Annotated in this window: 20 protein-coding genes and 1 pseudogene; 13 read left to right on the top strand and 8 right to left on the bottom strand. The window is 34.5% G+C overall.

Going from position 1 to position 20,071, the window contains the following annotated elements:
- The first annotated feature begins 7 nt into the window (after positions 1-7).
- From I862_RS02530 to I862_RS02515, 4 genes are all read left to right on the top strand, one after another.
- Positions 8-1,780 carry an ABC transporter ATP-binding protein gene (locus I862_RS02530; RefSeq protein WP_052646338.1) on the top strand — a complete coding sequence of 591 codons (1,773 nt, stop codon included), beginning with the start codon at positions 8-10 and terminating at the stop codon, positions 1,778-1,780.
- A complete protein-coding gene (ccmA, locus tag I862_RS02525) occupies positions 1,780-2,418 on the top strand; it encodes a heme ABC exporter ATP-binding protein CcmA (RefSeq protein ID WP_052646337.1) in 639 nt (212 codons plus the stop codon). Before I862_RS02530 ends, ccmA begins: the two co-directional genes overlap by 1 nt.
- Positions 2,387-3,070: a heme exporter protein CcmB gene (locus tag I862_RS02520; protein WP_084173771.1), complete on the top strand. Its 684-nt coding sequence runs from the start codon at positions 2,387-2,389 to the stop codon at positions 3,068-3,070. Before ccmA ends, I862_RS02520 begins: the two co-directional genes overlap by 32 nt.
- Positions 3,071-3,158: 88 nt before the next feature.
- Positions 3,159-4,118 (top strand): hypothetical protein, encoded by a 960-nt coding sequence (locus tag I862_RS02515; protein WP_038538609.1) that lies wholly within the window; start codon positions 3,159-3,161, stop codon positions 4,116-4,118.
- Between the two features lie 316 nt (positions 4,119-4,434).
- On the opposite strand, the gene I862_RS02510 is transcribed toward I862_RS02515, so the two are convergent.
- Positions 4,435-4,863 carry an RrF2 family transcriptional regulator gene (locus I862_RS02510; RefSeq protein WP_038538606.1) on the bottom strand — a complete coding sequence of 143 codons (429 nt, stop codon included), beginning with the start codon at positions 4,861-4,863 and terminating at the stop codon, positions 4,435-4,437.
- Positions 4,864-4,960: 97 nt separating this feature from the next.
- On the opposite strand from I862_RS02510, the gene I862_RS02505 reads away from it, so the two are divergent.
- A complete protein-coding gene (locus tag I862_RS02505; protein WP_052646336.1) occupies positions 4,961-5,389 on the top strand; it encodes a group III truncated hemoglobin in 429 nt (142 codons plus the stop codon).
- A gap of 10 nt (positions 5,390-5,399) precedes the next feature.
- A complete protein-coding gene (locus I862_RS02500) occupies positions 5,400-6,023 on the top strand; it encodes an alternative oxidase (protein WP_038538604.1) in 624 nt (207 codons plus the stop codon).
- A 483-nt stretch (positions 6,024-6,506) separates the two neighbouring features.
- On the opposite strand, the gene I862_RS02495 is transcribed toward I862_RS02500, so the two are convergent.
- From I862_RS02495 to hflK, 4 genes are read right to left on the bottom strand one after another with little or no spacing between them, the layout of a single operon-like run.
- Positions 6,507-6,803, bottom strand: a complete 297-nt coding sequence (locus I862_RS02495) for an EscU/YscU/HrcU family type III secretion system export apparatus switch protein (RefSeq protein ID WP_148299470.1) — start codon at positions 6,801-6,803, stop codon at positions 6,507-6,509.
- Positions 6,782-6,976: a Fe-S cluster assembly protein IscX gene (gene iscX, locus I862_RS02490; RefSeq protein ID WP_038538599.1), complete on the bottom strand. Its 195-nt coding sequence runs from the start codon at positions 6,974-6,976 to the stop codon at positions 6,782-6,784. Before iscX ends, I862_RS02495 begins: the two co-directional genes overlap by 22 nt.
- Before the next feature lie 11 nt (positions 6,977-6,987).
- Positions 6,988-7,854 (bottom strand): protease modulator HflC, encoded by an 867-nt coding sequence (hflC, locus tag I862_RS02485; RefSeq protein WP_038538596.1) that lies wholly within the window; start codon positions 7,852-7,854, stop codon positions 6,988-6,990.
- A gap of 30 nt (positions 7,855-7,884) precedes the next feature.
- Entirely contained in the window at positions 7,885-9,042 is a 1,158-nt protein-coding gene (hflK, locus tag I862_RS02480; protein WP_052646335.1) for an FtsH protease activity modulator HflK, read from the bottom strand.
- A gap of 79 nt (positions 9,043-9,121) precedes the next feature.
- Here hflK and I862_RS02475 point away from each other — a divergent pair, with 79 nt between their 5' ends.
- The gene (locus tag I862_RS02475; protein WP_038541133.1) at positions 9,122-10,153 is read left to right on the top strand and encodes an Mrp/NBP35 family ATP-binding protein; all 1,032 of its coding nucleotides are present in this window, start codon (positions 9,122-9,124) and stop codon (positions 10,151-10,153) included.
- Here I862_RS02475 and I862_RS02470 read toward each other — a convergent pair.
- From I862_RS02470 to I862_RS02460, 3 genes are all read right to left on the bottom strand, one after another.
- On the bottom strand, positions 10,116-11,006 hold the full coding sequence (locus I862_RS02470) for a hypothetical protein (RefSeq protein ID WP_148299469.1): 891 nt from the start codon (positions 11,004-11,006) through the stop codon (positions 10,116-10,118). The two genes, I862_RS02475 and I862_RS02470, sit on opposite strands and share 38 nt — an antisense overlap.
- 92 nt (positions 11,007-11,098) lie before the next feature.
- Positions 11,099-11,971, bottom strand: coding sequence for an ankyrin repeat domain-containing protein (locus I862_RS02465; RefSeq protein ID WP_038538589.1), 873 nt, complete (start codon positions 11,969-11,971; stop codon positions 11,099-11,101).
- A 146-nt stretch (positions 11,972-12,117) separates the two neighbouring features.
- Positions 12,118-13,272, bottom strand: a complete 1,155-nt coding sequence (locus tag I862_RS02460) for an ankyrin repeat domain-containing protein (protein ID WP_038538586.1) — start codon at positions 13,270-13,272, stop codon at positions 12,118-12,120.
- Between the two features lie 275 nt (positions 13,273-13,547).
- Here I862_RS02460 and rpsP point away from each other — a divergent pair.
- The 6 genes and pseudogenes from rpsP to I862_RS02430 form a co-directional block, all read left to right on the top strand.
- Positions 13,548-13,778 (top strand): annotated as a pseudogene (gene rpsP / locus I862_RS02455) (30S ribosomal protein S16); the annotation flags it as partial.
- 90 nt (positions 13,779-13,868) lie between these two features.
- Positions 13,869-14,402: a ribosome maturation factor RimM gene (rimM, locus tag I862_RS02450; RefSeq protein WP_038538583.1), complete on the top strand. Its 534-nt coding sequence runs from the start codon at positions 13,869-13,871 to the stop codon at positions 14,400-14,402.
- Positions 14,386-15,135 carry a tRNA (guanosine(37)-N1)-methyltransferase TrmD gene (trmD, locus tag I862_RS02445; RefSeq protein WP_199398820.1) on the top strand — a complete coding sequence of 250 codons (750 nt, stop codon included), beginning with the start codon at positions 14,386-14,388 and terminating at the stop codon, positions 15,133-15,135. The genes rimM and trmD overlap by 17 nt, the downstream gene beginning before the upstream one ends.
- Positions 15,132-15,512 (top strand): 50S ribosomal protein L19, encoded by a 381-nt coding sequence (rplS, locus tag I862_RS02440; RefSeq protein ID WP_038538576.1) that lies wholly within the window; start codon positions 15,132-15,134, stop codon positions 15,510-15,512. Before trmD ends, rplS begins: the two co-directional genes overlap by 4 nt.
- Before the next feature lie 1,047 nt (positions 15,513-16,559).
- A complete protein-coding gene (gene murJ, locus I862_RS02435) occupies positions 16,560-18,071 on the top strand; it encodes a murein biosynthesis integral membrane protein MurJ (RefSeq protein WP_038538573.1) in 1,512 nt (503 codons plus the stop codon).
- Between the two features lie 114 nt (positions 18,072-18,185).
- Positions 18,186-19,997 (top strand): ankyrin repeat domain-containing protein, encoded by a 1,812-nt coding sequence (locus I862_RS02430; protein ID WP_038538571.1) that lies wholly within the window; start codon positions 18,186-18,188, stop codon positions 19,995-19,997.
- Positions 19,998-20,071 lie beyond the last annotated feature (74 nt).

The raw sequence follows: 20,071 nt of genomic DNA, 5'->3' as shown, positions 1-20,071 counted from the left end.
TACTAGTGTGTTTCAGAAGAAAAATAAGAAAAGTAAATATGACAGCAGTTTATACCTAATAGGAAGACTGTTTAGCGAGCATGTAAAATTACAGGGCAAACAAATTCAGTTTGCCATTTTCTGCATGATTATAATCTCCGTTACTACTTCGATCGGAGCCTGGTTGATGCAACCTGTATTGGATGACATCTTTGTTAAAAAAGATTTAACCATGCTTTACATTGTTCCTTTCGCAGTGGTGGTGAATGCGATAATTAAAGGAATAGCTTCTTTTTTACAATCTTACACTATGAAGAAAATCGGGCAGAAAATCATTTCCGACATACAACTTAGGCTTTATGAGCATTTAATTTATGCGGATACAAACTTTCTTACCGATTATGCTTCAGGCAATTTAATCTCACGTTTTACCAATGATATAAACGCTATGCGGAAAACGGTTTCCGATGTGGTAACCAGTGGAGTTATGGAGCTTTTTACCTTGATCGGTTTAATAGGTGTGATGTTCTATCAAAGCTTTAGCTTAGCTATAATTGCACTGCTTATGATTCCAATCGCGTTTTTGCCTATCATCAGACTTGGTAAAAGAATGCGTAAGATTGCCCGTAATATTCAGGAAGAGCTTGGCGGCTTTACCGTAAGGCTTGATGAAACATTCCAAAATACCAGAATTATTAAATCATATTGCAGGGAAGAATATGAAATTTCTCGAGCTAATAGAATTATCGATAGGTTTTTAGAGCTTTACAAAAAAGGAGCCTATGTTGAATCCGCGTCATCTCCTATTATGGAAACTTTAGGGGGAATAGCTATTGCAACCATTATTTGGTATGGTGGTTTAGAGGTGATCTCAGGGCACACTACTCCGGGTGCATTCTTTTCTTTTGTAGCTGCACTTTTAATGGCATACCGGCCTTTAAAGGCAATTTCTCAGCTTAATACCTCATTACAAGAGGGGCTTGCCGCATGTAAAAGATTATTCACCATGCTTGATGAAGAGCCGGCTATATATGATGACATCACCTTGCCGGAAGCTAAATTTAAAAGCTATAATATCGAATTTAAGAATGTCTTCTTTTCTTATAAAAATGATATAAAAATTCTTGATGGGGTAAATATGTTTATTCCACAGGAAAAAACCATTGCTTTAGTTGGTACTTCAGGAAGTGGAAAAACTACTATTTTAAATCTGCTGCAACGTTTATATGATCCGAATTATGGTGAGATTTTAATTGATGGGAAAGATATCTCTAAGATCAGGATTAGATCACTAAGGGATTCTATGGCGCTAGTCAGCCAGGAAGTTGCGCTTTTTGACGATACCATTAGAGAAAATATCAGGTATGGTAAGTTAAATGCAACCGAGGAAGAGATTACGGATGCGGCTCTTGCAGCTGCAGCTCATGATTTTATAATAAATTTGCCTGAGGGATATGATACGCAAATCGGACAAAACGGGGTGAAATTATCAGGCGGACAGCGGCAGAGGATTGCAATTGCAAGAGCAATTTTAAAAAATGCTCCTATACTGCTTATGGATGAAGCAACTTCAGCTCTGGATGCAATATCGGAAAAACAAGTGCAAATGGCTTTGGAATATTTGAAAAAAGGTAGAACCACTATAGTAATTGCGCATAGGTTATCGACCATAGAATCAGCGGATATAATATATGTTATTTCCGAAGGAAAAGTATCGGAATTCGGAAGTCATGAGGAGCTTTTAAGTTTAGGCAAAGAATATGCGCATCTCTATGAAGAGTATAAAAGTGACGGTAAGTAATGCTTACCTGCAACAACTTATCCTTAAATAGAGGCAATAAAAATATTTTCTCTAATCTCGGCTTTTCTTTACAGAATGGGGCTTGCCTTATTGTTAAAGGAAGCAACGGCAGCGGTAAAACTTCTTTGCTTAAAACCATAGCAACTATCCTAAAACCTCAAAAAGGTGAAATATTTTTTAATGAAATTAATATTGAATCAGCGCTTGATGAATATTGCTACCTTACCGAATATATAGGTCATGAAGAAGCTTTGGATGAAGGCTTAACCGTATTGGAAAATCTAAAATTCTGGGCAGAAATTTATAATACAGGGTTAATTATTACTGCTGCAATTAGAACTTTTGCATTGGAGGAAGTCGCGGATTTGCCGGTAAAGAAAATTTCTAAAGGGATGAAAAGAAAAGTTATATTGAGTAAATTATTACTTAGCCATGCTAAAATTTGGCTTTTAGATGAACCGTTAGTAAATTTAGATAGTTTAGGTGTAGAAACCTTGCATAACATAATTTCCGCTAAATGTTCACAAGGCGGAATTGTTATAATTTCCACCAACCAGGAAACTAAATTAAAAACACCTTTAACTTTGGAAATTGAGGATTATAAACATGAGTCGAATAGCTCAGCAGATGAGGCCTAGTGATTTTAAGGTTTTTAAGCTGATTTTTAAAAGGCAGTGGTTGTTAAGTGTTAGGAACTTTAATGAGCTTATCTATCCGCTATTTTATTTCTTAACTGCGGTAATTACTTTTAAAATTGCAATCGGGGCGGCTAAAGCGGCGCTTGAAGTAAACATTGGGATTATATTCGTAATTAACATTTTTGTGTTAATTTTAACCCATGAAACTCTCATCTCAAAAGATTATAAGCTTGGGTTCTTGGAACAGTTTTACTTAATCGGAGCGGAATTTGCGCTAATTATACTCGCAAAATATTTGGCTCAACTTGCACTTTATGTTTTGATATCATCCTGCCTCATCCCGCTGGTTTTATTTTTAACCGAAGTGGGATTTGAATATTGGCATATAGTGCTGATATCACAAGTGCTGCTAAGCGCGGTTGTATTACTGTTTTTATTGTTATCAAGCGCTATGCTGCTCGGGAGTAAAGCTAACGTGTTGCTTTCCGTTATTGTATTGGTTTTTGCATTGCCGAGCTTAATATTTGCAACACTCGGGATAAGTAACCACGGTTATTTATGGCTATTGGTTGCGCTAATTTTATTTTTTATACCTATAATTATTGTTGTTTCAAAGTACTTGGTGCTAATCGCGCTTGAAGATAAGGGGTAGGATTAAGCGGTTAAATGTTTTTTTGTATTAACCGGATGTTAATCATATTTTGTTATTATAATGTAAAGATAATAAATATGGCAAACATATGAAAAATGATAATAAAGAAATGAAAGGGCGAATTAAATCACCGTTTAAAGAAATAAAACCTATACCGCCGAAGGGCATTACTCCGCAAGAAGAACTATTAACTTTTGATCCGGGATATGTAGATAATATCAAAATTTTACGTAACGGATCCAAGGAAGATAAAGTGGATTTTAGGAGCGTTAATTTCGCAGTTCGCGGTATGTTAGAGCATATTGGAAATGAATTTAATAATAAAGAAGGTTTTATTCAAATTGATTTTGCTGATATTAGCGGAAAGTTACGCAAGTCAAGAAGTAATGATGCAAGTAACTATAGAGATGCGTATAATGATATGAGAAAGAATGATTTATGCCTGACAACAGCTAAAGACATTTTAAATGCCGCAGTACAATCAATTTTTCATGAACGGGAATTGAAAATTAACTGCGAATATGTCTTCGATAAACCAGGTAATACAGTATATGGTTTAGAGCTTATAAGTGAAAATGGAAAAATTATCAAAGAGCCTGTATTTTCAAAAGATGATTTAATGCAAAAAGTACGGCAAATTACTAAAATTAATTATTTTCTGGATCAGATAGAAAAACATGAAGCAGCAATCGGTAATTGTATTAAAGATATTAAAAATGTCATAGGCGATAATCGTAAAAAATCACCGCAGGAGCTTGTGAGCGGCATAAGAGAAATTGCCGAGAAATATGCTAAAGAGCAGAAAGTAACTCCGCAAGAAATGGAAGAGATTTATAACAAGGCTGCACAAATTTCAAAGAATGCAATAAAGATGGATGCGAGTGTAAACAATATTGTAATAAGATTAATGGATAATATTAAGGATCTGGTGTGCTCTATTTTTGGTAAGAGTGCTGAACAAAAAGTGGATAAAGTGTTTACCGAATTGAAACAGGAACTGAAGGATAAGCAGCCGGAAGAGCAATCCAAGGGTAGCGGGCGAGGCTAATTATAGAAAAATTTATATAGTGAATTAACTTAAATACCTAACGCGCTTATTCAAATATAATAGGTTAAGTTTAATATTGACTATATATCCTACAACTGAAAAAATCAGATAATAAAAATAGTAAGAAGCACGCGCCTAGCGGCCATTTATGGCGAGTGCACGTATAAATGACATAGTCATTTATACGTAAACTTAGTTTATTTTTTTATAGTTCAACTATGTTCCCTATATGTAGGTTATTCTCAACTTAATTTACTATATCTTTTTATAGTGATAGCTAATTACTTGCTTAGCGTGCCCAATAATTGAGCACAAATTAAATTTTTGCAATACCGGCAATCTTTTCTTTGCTTAAATTTAAATCATGCAAATTATAAGTATCTAACTCTTTAAGAAAATTACTAATGGCTTTATTAAATATATGTCTTAATCCGCAAATAGGAGTGATAATACAGGAATTAGTAGGTAAAAAACATTCCACTAATGCAAAGTCAGGCTCGGTTGCCCTTACAACAGCGCCTAGGTTAATTTCTTTAGGCTTAAAAGCCAGGCGTAAACCCCCTCCCTTACCTCTGATTGTTTTAACAAAACCTGCTTTTACCAATGTATTTACTACTTTAACTAAATGATTTTTAGATATGTTATATATTTTTGCTATCTGATCTATTGTACTTAAGCTTTCATTATTTGCGGTTAAATGCATTAATATTCTGAAAGCATAATCAGTGTGAAGAGTTAATCGCATATAAATTTTTAAAAACTATTGTGTTTAATAAACTAAATATGTTAGATTATTTTATAAGGGGTATTTTAGATGCAACTTTAAAATTTGTAAAGTAATTATGGCAGAAAAACCGAGGCTGGCTTCCAATTTTCGTAATAATGTCGGATTATCGCTAGGTATTACGGAGCCTATAATTGAGAATTTGGTGCATAGCTTTTATTCTAAAGTTAGAGAAGATGAACTTATTGCGCCTATTTTTGATAGTGTTATTGAAGGTAGTTGGGATGAGCATTTATCGCGTATGTGTGATTTTTGGTCGTCTATTGTGCTCTCTACAGGCCGATATAAAGGTCAGCCTCTTTTAAAGCACATAAATATTCCTAATTTACACAAAGAGCATTTTTTGCGTTGGCTATCTATATTTGAAGAAAATGCATATAATACTTGCTCAAAAGAAATTGCTGATTTTTTTATAGATCGTGCACGAAAAATTGCTCAGAGTCTCATGCTGGGTATAGAATTTTACAATAAGGAATTAAATTTATAAGAGCTATACTATGAAAATCGACAAACCAAATTTAACCCTTCATCATAAACCCAATGGTTTATCTGATAGATTCGCTATGATTATGTGTAAGTTTTTACGTTGGATAGCCGACACTTTTTTCCGAAAAAGATACGGCCATAGAGCTGTAGTGCTGGAAACCGTAGCTGCTGTACCAGGAATGGTAGGAGGTTTATTAATTCATTTAAAATGCTTGCGCAAGCAGTGTCCTGATAACGGATGGATAAAAACGCTGCTTGATGAAGCTGAGAATGAACGCATACACCTAATGACCTTTCTGGAAATTGCGAAACCAAATTGGTTGGAGCGTATGGTAATACTGCTGGCGCAAGGTATTTTCTTTAATGCATTCTTCGTATTATATTTAATTTCACCGAAAACAGCTCATAGATTAATAGGATATTTTGAAGAAGAGGCTATCATTAGCTACACAAGTTATTTAGAGGAGATTGATAACGGGCGTATCATAAATACCCCGGCTACAAACACTGCTATAGAATATTGGAAACTACCCAGTAATGCAACTTTACGTGATGTAGTAGTTGCAGTTCGCAATGATGAAGCGGAGCATAGAGATGTAAATCATGAGTTTGCTGATTTACTAACTAAGCAGTAATAACCTTCGGCATAACGGCATGTTTAAGCAATGCTTATCCAAATAATAAAGAAAGTAATATAGTGAATTAAGTTGAATATCTAACGCGTTTATTCAAATATAATAAGTTAATTTTAATATGACTATATAGCCTACAACTGAAAAATCAGATAATAAGAATGATAAGAAGCACGCGTCTTCCGGCCATTCATGGCGCGTGCGCTTTATAAATTACTATGTCATTTATACGCAAACTTAGTTTGTTTTTTATAGTTCAACTATGCTCTCTGTAGGGTATTCAACTTAATTTACTATATAAAAATATTTATTCTCAACTTATGTGAAAGTAGCTATATCTATCTATCTATCTATCTATCTATCTATCTATCTATCTATCTATCTATCTATCTATCTATCTATCTATCTATCTATCTATCTATCTATCTATCTATCCTTCTATCTATCCTTCTATCTATCCTTCTATCTATCCTTCTATCTATCCTTCTATCTATCCTTCTCCAGGATAAAAGCTAGAATTTTAGTAGCCGTTATATAAGCTTCTGAAGGAAAATAATCATTAAGCCTAAGGGTATCAGAGATAATTTCCGATTGCTTATCAGAGTCCATATTAATCCCTATTTCTTTTGCTTGCTTTAAAATTGCTTTTGCTACCTCATCTTTGTGAATTGTGTCGGATTTTGAAGTTATGCCTTCGTTAGCAGCATATTTTAAAGTGATCGTGATAAGTGCCTTTAATTCTTCTTCATTTGCCTGCACAACTATTCCCGCTCTTCGATCCATGCTGCTTGAATTGCTTCCAACACTTTTTCATTGCACTTATTCGGATCATCATTGAAGCGCGGAAGAGACATTACCCAACTTTTTAAGTCGGTGAATCTAATATTAATAATATCAGCTTCCGGGTAGCGCTCTTCAAGCTCAATTGCAATATCGTAAACATCAAGCCATTTCATACAAAAAAACCTTAGTTAGCTTTGCCGAAGAACTTCATAAACTCACCGTCAGGCGATAAAATAAGCTTAGTGTTATCTTTATTAATAGACTTTTTATAAGCTTGCAGAGTTCTATAGAATTCATAAAATTGCGGGTCACGGCTAAAACTTGATGAGAAGGCTTTAATTGCTTCTCCGTCACCTTCACCACGCAGCATTTGGGCTCTCTTTTGCGCTTCCGCTAAGATAATTTTCTTCTCTTTATCAGCGGTAGCTTTAATAATCTGTGCCTGCTCATCACCTTGCGCTCTAATTTCTTTAGCTTCTTTCAAACGGTCGGTTTTCATACGCTGATATACTGCCTCGCGGCTTTTTTCAGGGAGATCCGCTCTCATTATTCTTACATCGACCATTTCAACTCCTAAACTATTTGCTTCCGTATTCACCAGGTCACAAATTTTTTTCATGAGCTCGGGTCTTTGCGGGCTAAGCAAAGCTTTAAAAGGAACACTACCTAAAACCTGCCTAAGGTTAGAATCTAAAATTGATGAAAGTCTGGATTTTAATTTCTCCTCGGTTTGTACTGTTTGATAAAATGTAAGAGCCTCTTTTATTCTATATTTGCCGAAAGAATCAACACGCATATTTTTTTGATCGGAAGCTATAACTTCAGTCGGTTCAGATTTTAAATTTTGAATCCTTTTGTCAAAAAAGAACACATTTTGAATAAAAGGTATTTTAAACTTAAGCCCCGGTGTATCAATTTGCTTAATCGGTTCACCGAACTGAATTACTAAAGCAACTTGTCTTTGATCAACAATGAATGCGGAGTTGAATATTGCTAACAGAGCCGCAATTACTATAATTATTAGTGTTAAACCAAAATAATTCTTTGTCATATTAACCCCTATTTCTTTTCGCTATTATTGTTATTTTTTCAGTAGTTCGTTAAGAGGAAGATAAGGCACGGTTCCGCCGGAAGCTTTGCCGTCCATAATAATCTTATCCATTCCCGAAAGTATTTCTTCCATGGTTTCCAGATACATTCTCTTACGGGTTACATCTTTTGCTTTTTGGTATTCGTTATAGATTGAGTTAAACCTACTTGATTCACCTTGAGCGCTAGCTATAACCTGCTGTTTATAACCTTCCGCATCCTGGAGGAATTTTTCGGCTTCACCTCTTGCTCGAGGTAGCATTGAATTTCTATAAGCCAAAGCTTCGTTGATAAGTTTTTCCTTATCGGCTTTTGCAGATTGGACATCACGGTAAGAATCAATAACTTCAAGCGGCGGTTGTACCCTGAGTAATTGCAATCTTTCAATGTGCACGCCCATTTTATAGTTATTTAACATTTCTTGTAACAGTTGCTTAGCTTTCTGTTCAATTTGAAAACGTTCCTGCGCTAAAGCGTCGGAAATTTTATGTATACCTATTACTTCACGTATCGCACTTTCCGCACAGCTTTTAACCGTGTTTTCATTAGGCAAATCTCTTAAATTAAATAAGAAGTTTTTTGCATCTTTTACTTTCCATTGTACATCAAAGTTTATATCAACTATATTCTCGTCGCCTGTTAACATTTGACTTTCTTCAGGACGATTTTCAATATTTTGATCCGCAACGTCATTAGGTTTAGAACCGAATAGCCTTGAAGTACCGTAGTTTTGCGGTGAGTTTGAACGGAAGCCGATAATTTCACGGTTAATTCGTGTAGTACTTACTTTCACGATAGTTTCTATTGGAGAAGGAAACTTATAATTTAAACCTGGAATCGAAGTTCTATTATATTTCCCTAGTCTTAGAACTACACCTTCCTCATCCGGTTGCACGGTGTAAAAACCGGTTGAAAGCCAGGAAAGTAGCCCGACGAGCAATGCAATTATGATGATTTTATTTGAAGGTAAGGAGAAATTTGAACCACTGAAATTGCTGTTTCCTCCGCTTCCTGAAGGTTTTTTCTTAGCTTGAAGGAAATCCACGATTTTTTCTTGGCTTTTGCGGATTATTTCATCCAAATCATCATTATTATCTGGTTTTTTATTTCGGTTGGAGCTATCATCCCAAGGATTGCGAAAGTCTGACATATTGTTGTTGCCTAGTATTCAATTTTCCATATAGGTATCAACTATATCGAACTTCAACGCTTATGGCAAGAGTATGTCTATGATTACAGAAAAACAAATTATCGGATCGTTAGTTAATATTATTGATCCTGAAACGGGAAAGCCGGTTACCGACTTTATTCCAAGAGTGGTAATAAGAGATAATTCGGTATTTTTTACCCTTGAATACAGTGCATTAAAAACCCCTGAACAAATCAAAGCTAAAGAGCATTTGAGAGACTTATGCGAGGGAGAAGTAAAAAAAATTAAAGGGGTAGGGGAGGTGAAAATAACTCTTAGCTCTACTCAGGAAAACCCCAAAATAAGCAAAAAGTTACCCATAATGGGAATAAAGAAAATAATATTAGTTGCATCCGGAAAGGGAGGGGTTGGTAAATCTACTGTTGCCTGCAACTTAGCGGTTGCTTTAAGCAAGAACGGAAAGAGAACGGCATTGGTTGATGCTGATATTTACGGCCCTTCTATGCCTAAGATGTTTGGAATTTCTGAAAAGCCCGAATTGATAAACAACCTTATGATCCCACTTGAAAAATTCGGAATAAAATTAATGTCTATGGGGTTTTTAGTCAATCCCGATGCAGCAGCCGTGTGGCGTGGGCCTATGGTAACTAAGGCTTTATTTCAGTTAATGAGAATGACTAATTGGGCATTTGATGATAGAGAAGTGGATGTAATGGTGATTGATACCCCGCCCGGAACCGGGGATGTGCATTTAAGTTTAGCGGAAAATTATATTATCGATGGTGTAGTGCTGGTTTCCACCCCTCAAGAGGTGGCTCTCGCAGATGTCAGGAAAGCTTATGACATGTTTAATAAGCTTCACATTCCCGTGCTTGGAATGGTTGAAAATATGAGTTATTTTGAGGATGAAAAGTCTAAAAATATTACTTATATTTTCGGTCAAAACGGTGCTGAGAACTTCGCCCGAAAAGCAGGTATTAACTTTTTAGGCGAGATTCCGCTTAATCCTAAAATTGCTTCCTCCTCCGATCATGGTACCCCGATTGTTCTAAGTGAAGTAAATGGGGCAACGGCTAGCCTCTTCCGCGAGATTGCGAAGATGGTTTGTTGATGCTACACAAGTTTTTATCTTTTGCATCTAAGGCTAATTTATCATAATATTTAGTCATTGAAAATTCTGCAGAAGCATATAACAACGGAGTACTTCCCGAATAATCTGCAACTTGAAGTGCAGCTTGGTATTTATTGTATATTACTTGAATCACTACAATAGATTCTTCATTATAATTTTTTTCTGTGCTTTCTATTATGCTATGGAGCGGATACCTGCCGTTATCAGGAGAGGCAATGTTACATTTAGCTCCTAAATCAAGAAGGCCGTTTATTATATCGGATCTGCCGCTTATGCAAACATGCTCAAGCAATATCCTCCCTTTAAAAGGTTCGTTTATATAGTCTTTAAATATTTCATGTGAACTTTTTAAAGCTGAGAAAAAATTATCCCAATTATTATCCTTTCTACAATGATCAGCAATCATAAAAATCATTGTGAGAGCCGAATGTGTTTTAAATAACTCAGGATCAGTAATTTTTTTCATAAAAGTTGAAAGGCATATAAAGCCTTTTTTTTCCGCTAGTTTTATACAGCTGTGAATAGCACCGGGATTATCTTTTAGGATAGTAGTGCGTTTTACCATCATTTCAAATAATGCGCCTACAGGTTGTTCATTACTATCCTTATATTGAACTTTTCTATTATGCTCGATTAATAGCCTAAGTAATTCTATGCTCTTTGTTCCAAAATCTTCTTTTGAAGGATCAAGGCTACTGATGTACTCAGATATTCCAAGATTTCCTATCAATTCTTTTTGTCCTTCTATCGCATTTATCAGCTTGCCATATGTAGTAGCATTCAGTATTCGGCTATCCGGGGTACATACATATCTATTCAATCGATCCAGCATTTTAGTAATCAATTATATTTTTAAATTTTATATTATTTAATTTGCAAAACGACCTACTTATTGTGAGTAAGCCGTTGTCTTATGCTACTCAGTTACATTGAGCGGACTTGTTGGCTGCTTGTTGATTGAAGTACATTATCTGCAAAACTAGAAGCTCTAATTTTATGATTAGCATACTCCATAGGGGTTCTTCCATATTTATCTTTATGTTCTGAAGCTTGAGGATATTTTGTAAACAATCTCTCAGCTGTTTCTTGTTTACCTGATGCGATAGCTAAGTGTAAAGGAGTCATCCCATATTTGTCAGCAATCCCACAGTTCGCCCCTAAATCGTTTAACTTATTTACTACCTCTTCTTTCCCTGCGCCTGAGGCAAGATGTAGGAGAGTTTTACCTTGGTTCATTTGATCTATACTTTCCTTTATTGTTGTGGTTGGCTGCTCAAGTGTATCTGAAACCAAGTCCCATTTGTTATGTTTAGCAAGCATTATTAACATAGGCATCGCAGTTGAAGTTAAATTTAGTAAATTTTTATACATTAAAGCGCCATTGTTAAGCGGTAGTGTTATGGTTTTCTCTAAATCTTTTAGACTAGCTTTCACACCAAATTTTTCAATAAGAGTGTTTACTATATCTATTTGATTGTTTTCAATCGCGAGTGAAAAAAGATTAGTAGTCTTTTTCTCTCCGTTATATTCAACTTCAAATTGTTCGTTAATTTGTGTTGAATTTAAAGAATTAATGTAATCCGTTATGGTCCAATTTTTAATTTCGCTATCATTACGGATAAAACTTGCCCAAAGGTCTATAAATCTTTCAGCTGTTAAATTCCTTGAAACTAAATATATATATTGAGCTGCCCACCAAGCTGAAGACTCGGGTTCTGCACCACCGCTAATAACTTTTAAATTATGAGTTACATCACCAGCTTTAAAAGATCTTTCTAAGAGTTGTTCTTGTTTCATGCCGTGTCCTTTATAAAATTTCCGATTTAGGAGATCATAAAATTAATAGCAAGTAAAGTATATTAAACTGATAATAATAATATTTTTAACTTGCTGATTTTTATACCTTTGTTCCTTTGGAGTTTAGCTATTGAAATATAAAGTTTTTATGATCTGGAATTAAAAATGCTACTATCTGTTGAATAAGCCTTCTGCATTAGCTTTTCATAAAGTTCCCAGATTTTAGGGCTTCCGAAAGAAAAACTTTTTTCGCCTGAAGGTGTGTTATCTAAAGTATCTTTTTTAACTTTGGAGGAGATGCTGAATTCGGTAAATCCGGAAGCAATTTCTTCAACTTCAGGAGGGCTATCTTTGCGACCTATTATCATAGCCGGTGTATTGCCGAAATAATCCTTGGACTCTAGCATCAAAGGAAATTTTTCTAGTAAGTAATAGAAGGTTTTTTTATCATCCGCAAGAAGGGCGGCTATATGCAGAGAATTTTGCTCTCTATCATTTGTAATGCTGCAATCCGCACCCATCTCAACCAGAGTCTTAACCACTTCCAGTGGAGCATGGGCGGTAGCTAAGTGCAGCAAGCAATGGCCTTTAAGTTTGTTATTAATATACTTTTCAATTTCTTTGGGCTGCTTTTTTAAAAATGATAAAAATTTATCCCAATCATTCTCTTTCGCATAACGAAATAACTCATTTAAAGCTACTTTTTCCGAATATAGATCAGGCTCCGTTTTTTTGAGTAACAGAATCGACATATCTTTACCATATTCCTTTCTTCTTGAAAGAGCAGATTTCATATGAGTATCACTATAGTTTATTTGAAACTTATCAAAAAGAATGTTTACTACATCCATTTGATTGGTTTCGATCGCAATTTGTAGGAGGTCTTTCTTTTCGATTATGCTATGCTCAACTCGATTGCTTTCAAAGGCAAGTTGTAATTTACTCACATTCGCCTCATGCTTCGCTTTTTCATCAGGTAGATCGGATTCAAATGTAAAGATCAGTTCATCTATATCTTCATCAATCTTTTCTTCTTTTAAATCTGTTTTATCCGTAGCGTTAGCTTTCTGCATAATAACGTTAAAAACACGATTAATCGACATAGGATTAAGTTTTTTAATATAACTCAGCTTCTCAATACCTGCAATTACAGTGCTTCCTAACAAAAAGCTTTTCCAAATTTCAAAGAATTTAGCTTTAGTAAGATAATCATCGGGATCGGATTCTTTCTCTGATTCACAGCTTAAAACCGAGATTTCGTATCGCTTACCTTTAAATGTAACATTAGCTTGATGGATCACGCCTCTTCCCCTTTATTAATTGCGTTAATATTAATTAGAAACACTAAACTATTCTAAAGTAAAGTGGGTTAACTTAAAAATAAACGCTACGTTAATATTTAATATTTTATAACAATTATGATTGTATGGTAGGTAGTAAGTTGAGATAATTTAATACTTTAGTCATATTTTTAATGAGAATTATGAAAAATGACTATCATATAATATTATATCTTTACATTAATAAAGAGTTGGATTATAAGTATCTCAAAATAATTTAAGAATAATTTGAAACAATGAGTGTAAAAATTAGATTATCCAGATCAGGCGCTAAAAAGAGACCTTATTATAGAATAGTTGTTGCGGATGCTCGCTCACCGAGAGACGGTAAGTTTATTGAGAAGATAGGCAGTTATAATCCGTTGCTTGCTAAGGATAACGAGCAAAGAGTTGTTATTAATCAGGAAAGAGCTAAACACTGGCTTTCTGTTGGGGCACAAGCTACTGATAGAGTGGAGAAATTTTTACTTAATTTTGGTTTATTAGCCGATAAAAAAGAGAAAGTAGCTAATAAATAAATTATTTAACGAGCTTAAGGTTTAATAAAAGGTCTTAAAATGTCGATTCAACGAGCTAAAAACGATTACGATATCTGTGTAGGGGTTATTACTTCAGTAAATGGGGTAAAAGGATACGTAAAGATTAGAAGTTTTACTGACAATCCGCAGGATCTGGCTAACTTTAAAAAGTTATTTGATGAAAGCAATAAAGAATACCAAATAAATATTATAACTCTTAAGAAAGATTATATAATTGCGGGTATTGAAGGTATTGCTTCAAGGAATGATGCGGAAAAATTAAGAAACACCAGGCTTTATATTAAAAGGTCGGAGTTGCCTTCAGCAGGCAGCAATGAATTTTATCATGCAGACCTTATGGGCTTAGATGCTAAATTAAAAAACGGTACTAACTTTGGGGTAGTTAAGGGTGTAGTAAACTTCGGTGCCGGAGATATTTTAGAGATTTATGATTTAAACTCGGAAAAAACTATTTACTATCCTTTTACTAAGCAATTCGTACCGGAAATCAACTTAGAAAAAAGACATATTTTACTTGAGCCGTTAGAAGAAGTTCTTGCAGCTTCAGAGTAGGGAGAACTTATCTGCCGTGTGGAAGGTTTCTATTCTAACTCTCTTTCCTGAGATCTATCCGGGTGCATTAAATTCATCAATTATTGGTAATGCCTTTAAAGCAGGGCTTTGGGGATTGGATGTATATAATATCCGAGATTTTGCATATGATAAGCATAAAACCGTAGATGATACCACCTACGGCGGCGGAGCGGGGTTAGTTATCAAACCTGATATAATGGGTGCTGCAATTGATTCTTGCTTTATAAATAATAGCAAACCTATTTATTACCTTACTCCCAGAGGTAAAGTTTTTAATCAAAAAATTGCTAAAGAAATTATAAGTGAACATCCTTCAGGTATTAATATTATCTGCGGCAGGTATGAAGGGATTGACGAAAGAATATTTACGGAGTATAACATTGCCGAGATAAGTATGGGCGACTATGTTGTCTCATCCGGTGATATTGCTTTATTTCCACTAATAGATTGTTGTGTAAGGTTGTTGCCGGGTGTACTGGAAAAGAGCGAAGCTTTAGATAATGAAAGTTTTGGTGCAGGAAAGTTTGAAAACCTTTTAGAGTACCCTCACTTTACAAAGCCAAGTAATTGGCGCGGCCATGAAGTTCCGGATGTTTTGCTTTCCGGTAATCATCAGGAAATTGAAAAATGGCGCCTAAAGCAAGCTGAAATGAAAACTAAAAATGCACGTTCCGATTTATGGAACCAATACATTAAAGGAGAAAAGAAATGAACTTACTTCAACAATATGAATCTCAAAAGATTCAAGCCTTAGTTGCAGGCAAAACTATTCCGGAATTCAGATCCGGTGATACCTTAAAAGTTTACGTTAAAATCGTAGAAGGTGCGACAGAAAGAATACAAGCATTCGAAGGAGTTTGTATCCATATTAAAAACAGAGGAATCGCTTCCGGCTTCACTTTAAGAAAAATCAGTAACGGCGAAGGCGTAGAAAGAAAATTTAAATTATATTCTCCGCGTCTCGATAAAATTGAAGTAGTGAGAAAAGGTAAAGTAAGAAGAGCGAAACTTTACTACATGAGAGACTTAAGAGGTAAAGCTGCAAGGATTAAAGAAAGAAAAGACAAGCCTTCTTCCGCGGCTAAGTAGTCAAATATAAAATAACCGATATTTTACTTCATTGGTAATCAAATTATAGCGCATATCGTAATTTATTTATGGTATGCGTTTTTTAGTTGATTATAGGTATAGTATACTTAAGTATTGATATTGGAATAAATGCGTTTCAGGTGGGGGCGGAGGGGGTGCTGCTATTAATTTAATAAAGTTGAAGTTTTGTTTAAATAAATATGTAAGTTATTTAACTTAATATGACTGTATAGCCTGTAACTGAGTAATCAAATAATAAAAATAGTAGAAGTACGCGCCTAGCGGCCATTTATAGCACGTGTGCTTTATAAATGACATAGTCATTTATACGCAAACTTAGTTTGATTTTTTATAGTTCAACTATGCTTCAGGTATGTAGGATATTCAACTTAATTCACTATATCTTTAGCTTATGTGCTATATGCCGTTCCGAATAAAGGTGGAAGGGTGTGCTATATGTAGAGAATTATTTTTATATCTTAACTTTAAGTATTTGCTAATCAGCAATTAGAATTAATATAATTACTTGGGGTGCGAGATTATGAGCGTTTAAATATTTTTCTTAAAGTTATTAATGTTATCTATGAATAAAAATGATTATATGGTAAAATAAGCGGGATATTAATAAATTATCTAATTATAGGGGTTTAAAATTAAGTATATTAACCTGCTTTATATAACCTGTATAGCTATATTATTTGTGCTGTTCGTGATTATTGCGCCTTTTATTGCATCAATATTAAATGCTCTGGATAAAAAATTACATCGGGATGCCATTTACTTTTATATAAGCATTATTATAGTGCTTTCATTAATAATATTGATAAGTCTAATTATCTCCGTAATATTCTTCAAAATGAAAAAGTATCTTAGGTCGATTCTGTATAGCCTTGGCTTCTTCTTAGGCGTAAATACTATAGTGTTTACAGTTTTGGAATTTATGGGGTAAACGTCGACCGTATCTTCTATAGCCTTAAAAATCTGTTGTTTAAATAGCCTTGGTTCTTTGCTATAAAAGGTTATTAATTAATTTATTTATACTTTGAGATGTTTTTAAGAAGTGCTCTGGTCGTTAGCCTTACTACCCTTATCAGCCGGTTTTTCGGATATATTAGAGATGTAATACTTGCCGCTCAACTGGGAGCCGGAATATATAACGATATATTTATAATAATATTCAGAATGCCGAATTTTTTCCGAACCATTTTCGGGGAAGGTGCCTTCAGCGCTTCTTTTATTCCTCTTTATTCAGGCATTCTGGAAACAGAAGGTAAGCTTGAAGCTCAAAAGTTTGCATCCCGAATTCAAGGGTTCTTGCTTATTGCATTAATAATTTTTTGTGGGCTCATATTTATCTTTATGCCGGAGTTGATAAAATTTACGGCGCCCGGGCTTAAAGGAATTGATAATATTAATCTGGCTGTATCATTATCGCGGGTGAGCATCAGCTATTTGGCTTTGATTTCCTTCGTTGCATTTTACGGAGGTATTTTAAACAGCAGGGGGAAGTATTTTGCTTTTGCAGCAGCACCTGTTATTTTAAATTTAGTACTTATATTTTTTGCGCTTAAGGGAAATTCTCAAGTAGAAAAATTACATTGGCTATCTTATGGAATAGTAGTAGCCGGAGTTGCAGAATTAATTTGGATGATAATTTTCCTCTATAAAGAAGGATGCTTAGTTAGGTTTGCTAAACTTAAACTAACTGAGGATATCCGTACTATGGCGCGAAGAATAGTACCCGGTATAATAGGTTCGGGGGTTGCGCAAATTAATGTACTGGTTGATACCGTGATTGCTTCATTTATCCCGAGTGCACTTTCTTATTTATATTATGCGGATAGAATTAACCAGCTTCCGCTTGCTTTGATCGGCACAACCATGGGGATAGTGATGCTGCCTATGCTTGCTAAAGCTTTTAAAAGAGGTGATATCGGGGAGGGGATAAGGCTACAAAATCAAGCAATAAGCTTTCTTCTGTTTATTTCTATTCCTGCATCATTTGCACTCTTCATACTTGCCTTTGAACTAGTGGAAGTTTTATTTGAAAGAGATGCGTTTACAAGCCTTGCTACAAATGAAACCGCTAAAGCACTGATGGCCTTTTCCTTAGGGCTTCCTGCTTATAGTTTGGTTAAAATTTTCGTTGCTAACTATCACGCCGGGGGAGACACGAAAACCCCAGTAAAAATTGCTTTTATATGTGTGTTAAGTAATGCTTTATTTAGTATTATTCTGCTTCAGTATCTAAAGCATGTCGGGATTGCCTTAGCTTCTTCGATTTCGGCATGGATAAACATCTCGCTACTATGGCTACTGCTTAAAAAGAGAGGTAAGTTTAAACTTAATTCAGGTATGAGTTCTAAAATTATTAAATATATTATATCTGCAATAGTAATGACGATTTCAATATACCTGCTTAAGAGATTTACGATTAATTTTAAAGCCTATGTATCACTTAGCATATTAATTACTTTTGGCGGTCTGATTTATTTATTAAGCGTAATAATAACCAAAGCAACATCATTAAGAGAAATTAAAAGTTACTTCAAGAGGTGATTTAAATCAATACTTTAGATGTATTTTTGCAATATTAATCAATGACTTAATATTTGTTTAATAATGTCGTGTTATAATAGTATTTAATATAATAAATATTAAATAGATAAATATATGGATGCCTTAAAAAACTATAAAAATATTTCAAGAGAACAACTTTTTATTGCTGCTTTAGAAGGGGGCTTTACTCAAGAGGCAAATGAATATCTGAATAAATTTGATGTGGTTAGCATATATGATGTAGTAGACGGTAATTATTTAAATATAATGAAATTTCTTATAAAGGGTAATGTTGAGTTTGGTAAAAATGCAGGAATAATTACTGTAGCTTCAGGCAGCGGGCACTTGGAGATGATAAAGCTTTTGCTCGAACATGGAGCTAAGATTGGTGATGATGCAATAGTAAATGCGATTTACGGCAGACATCTGGATATAGTAAAATTCTTAGTTGAGTGTGGCGTACAAGTTAGGAATCATGATTTATCAACAGTAATAAAGGTAGGTGATAAAAAATTAATTAAGTATATTTTGGAAATCTTTCCCGAGCCGCAAGCTACTATTACGATAGATGAAAATAATTTATTTATACTCTCAGGGGAGATTGAATTACTCAAGATGCTGCTAAAAATTGTTAAAATCCCAACTGAAAATCTAAATAAAATTTATAATAATGCTATTGTTACAGGTAATTATGACTTTGCTGCTCAGCTGCATTATGGGCTCGACGTATGTTTTGAAACTAATATTCATTCCGATATAAGTAATGCAATTATAAAAGGGTTGGATAACTCTATAGAAAATAATAAGTATCATGCAATTGCTAATATTATTGATAAGGCGGGTATTAAAATACCTCGTCAGCATAAACACTTAGTAAATAATATTAATGACGATATAGATTCAAAAGAATTTGATTTTATATACGGTTTAACTCATAAGCTGGCGCAGCATTATATTAATCTTGCTAAAGTTAAGCTTGAAAATAATTTATTATCTCAAACGGTTAATGAAAATAAAATTAACCAAGCTAAAAAAATTTTAAATGAAATTTTTAATGAGGATAGCCAGGCAAGGCTCGAAGGTTTTCAAGAACTGAAATGTATATTTCCCGATGATATGGAGTTAAGCAAAATAGTAAACGAATTTGATGCTTACCATATGGTTGTCGGCAATGCCCTTAACCGGCTTGATAATGATTTTACATTGGAAGTTTTAGCGCTTAACGGAGTTAGTGTGCCTGTATTTGAGGAGGATATTACGGTTTATCGGGGTTTTGTTGCAGATTTGGATGATGGGAGTGTGGATATATTGTTTAAGTACGGCACTAGGGCTTTCGGAAAAACTAAAATGCAAAAAACTTTAGGTTTTCATATTGACGAAAGCTGGAACCAACTCAAAGTTGAGAAAGCATATTTGTGGCCGTACGGAGGCACTTATGTATCAGTTGAACCTTTCATGGCTTCCGTATTTGCTCTCGGATTTACATCTAAAGTAAAGGGAGAAAATATTCTTCTGGAAATTAAGTTGCAAGCGGGAGCACCGAAAATTTGCGGTTGCTATCCCCGCGAATATGAGTTAGTTCCGAATAACGTTGAAGGCTCTGAAATCATTGCGGTTTACAAGCTTAATAATAAAAAGATGATAAAATCAGTGTATAAAAATCCATATCTTCAAGATGCCTCCCTTACTCCGAGGTATGTAGTCGGTGACATAATTGAGAAGGATAAGGAAGCAATTCAGAAATATAATTCATTAGATTGTAAAAGAATTGAGTATGAGGGGTATAATGATTTTCTTACAAAGTACAGTTATTCTGAAGAGATGTTAAAACCGTTTTTTGAAGGGCGTCCGGTTTATGAAGAAGTGGTTGCCGCGGAGAAGTCTGAGCCTGAGTTTGAGTGTGATCTTACTTTGCAATGCTGTTAGATTATAGACAGTATAGTTGAACTACGAGTAATCTGATCCTACGCATAAAAGAAGGTAAATAATGCATTCTTTAT

Source organism: endosymbiont of Acanthamoeba sp. UWC8 (assembly GCF_000730245.1).
GTDB lineage: Bacteria > Pseudomonadota > Alphaproteobacteria > Rickettsiales > Midichloriaceae > Jidaibacter.
Note: the sequence above shows the minus strand (reverse complement) of the source record. Positions and strands in the feature narration are given on the sequence as shown.

Coding starts and splice junctions, on each gene's coding strand:
- I862_RS02500 (WP_038538604.1), top strand. CDS start 5,400: ATGAAAATCGACAAACCAAATTTAACCCTTCATCATAAACCCAATGGT.
- I862_RS02520 (WP_084173771.1), top strand. CDS start 2,387: ATGAGTCGAATAGCTCAGCAGATGAGGCCTAGTGATTTTAAGGTTTTT.
- I862_RS02505 (WP_052646336.1), top strand. CDS start 4,961: ATGGCAGAAAAACCGAGGCTGGCTTCCAATTTTCGTAATAATGTCGGA.
- rplS (WP_038538576.1), top strand. CDS start 15,132: ATGAACTTACTTCAACAATATGAATCTCAAAAGATTCAAGCCTTAGTT.
- I862_RS02515 (WP_038538609.1), top strand. CDS start 3,159: ATGAAAAATGATAATAAAGAAATGAAAGGGCGAATTAAATCACCGTTT.
- hflC (WP_038538596.1), bottom strand. CDS start 7,854: ATGACAAAGAATTATTTTGGTTTAACACTAATAATTATAGTAATTGCG.
- murJ (WP_038538573.1), top strand. CDS start 16,560: ATGTTTTTAAGAAGTGCTCTGGTCGTTAGCCTTACTACCCTTATCAGC.
- rimM (WP_038538583.1), top strand. CDS start 13,869: ATGTCGATTCAACGAGCTAAAAACGATTACGATATCTGTGTAGGGGTT.
- hflK (WP_052646335.1), bottom strand. CDS start 9,042: ATGTCAGACTTTCGCAATCCTTGGGATGATAGCTCCAACCGAAATAAA.
- I862_RS02465 (WP_038538589.1), bottom strand. CDS start 11,971: ATGAAACAAGAACAACTCTTAGAAAGATCTTTTAAAGCTGGTGATGTA.
- I862_RS02495 (WP_148299470.1), bottom strand. CDS start 6,803: ATGGATCGAAGAGCGGGAATAGTTGTGCAGGCAAATGAAGAAGAATTA.
- I862_RS02510 (WP_038538606.1), bottom strand. CDS start 4,863: ATGCGATTAACTCTTCACACTGATTATGCTTTCAGAATATTAATGCAT.
- I862_RS02470 (WP_148299469.1), bottom strand. CDS start 11,006: ATGCTGGATCGATTGAATAGATATGTATGTACCCCGGATAGCCGAATA.
- ccmA (WP_052646337.1), top strand. CDS start 1,780: ATGCTTACCTGCAACAACTTATCCTTAAATAGAGGCAATAAAAATATT.
- iscX (WP_038538599.1), bottom strand. CDS start 6,976: ATGAAATGGCTTGATGTTTACGATATTGCAATTGAGCTTGAAGAGCGC.
- I862_RS02430 (WP_038538571.1), top strand. CDS start 18,186: ATGGATGCCTTAAAAAACTATAAAAATATTTCAAGAGAACAACTTTTT.
- I862_RS02475 (WP_038541133.1), top strand. CDS start 9,122: ATGATTACAGAAAAACAAATTATCGGATCGTTAGTTAATATTATTGAT.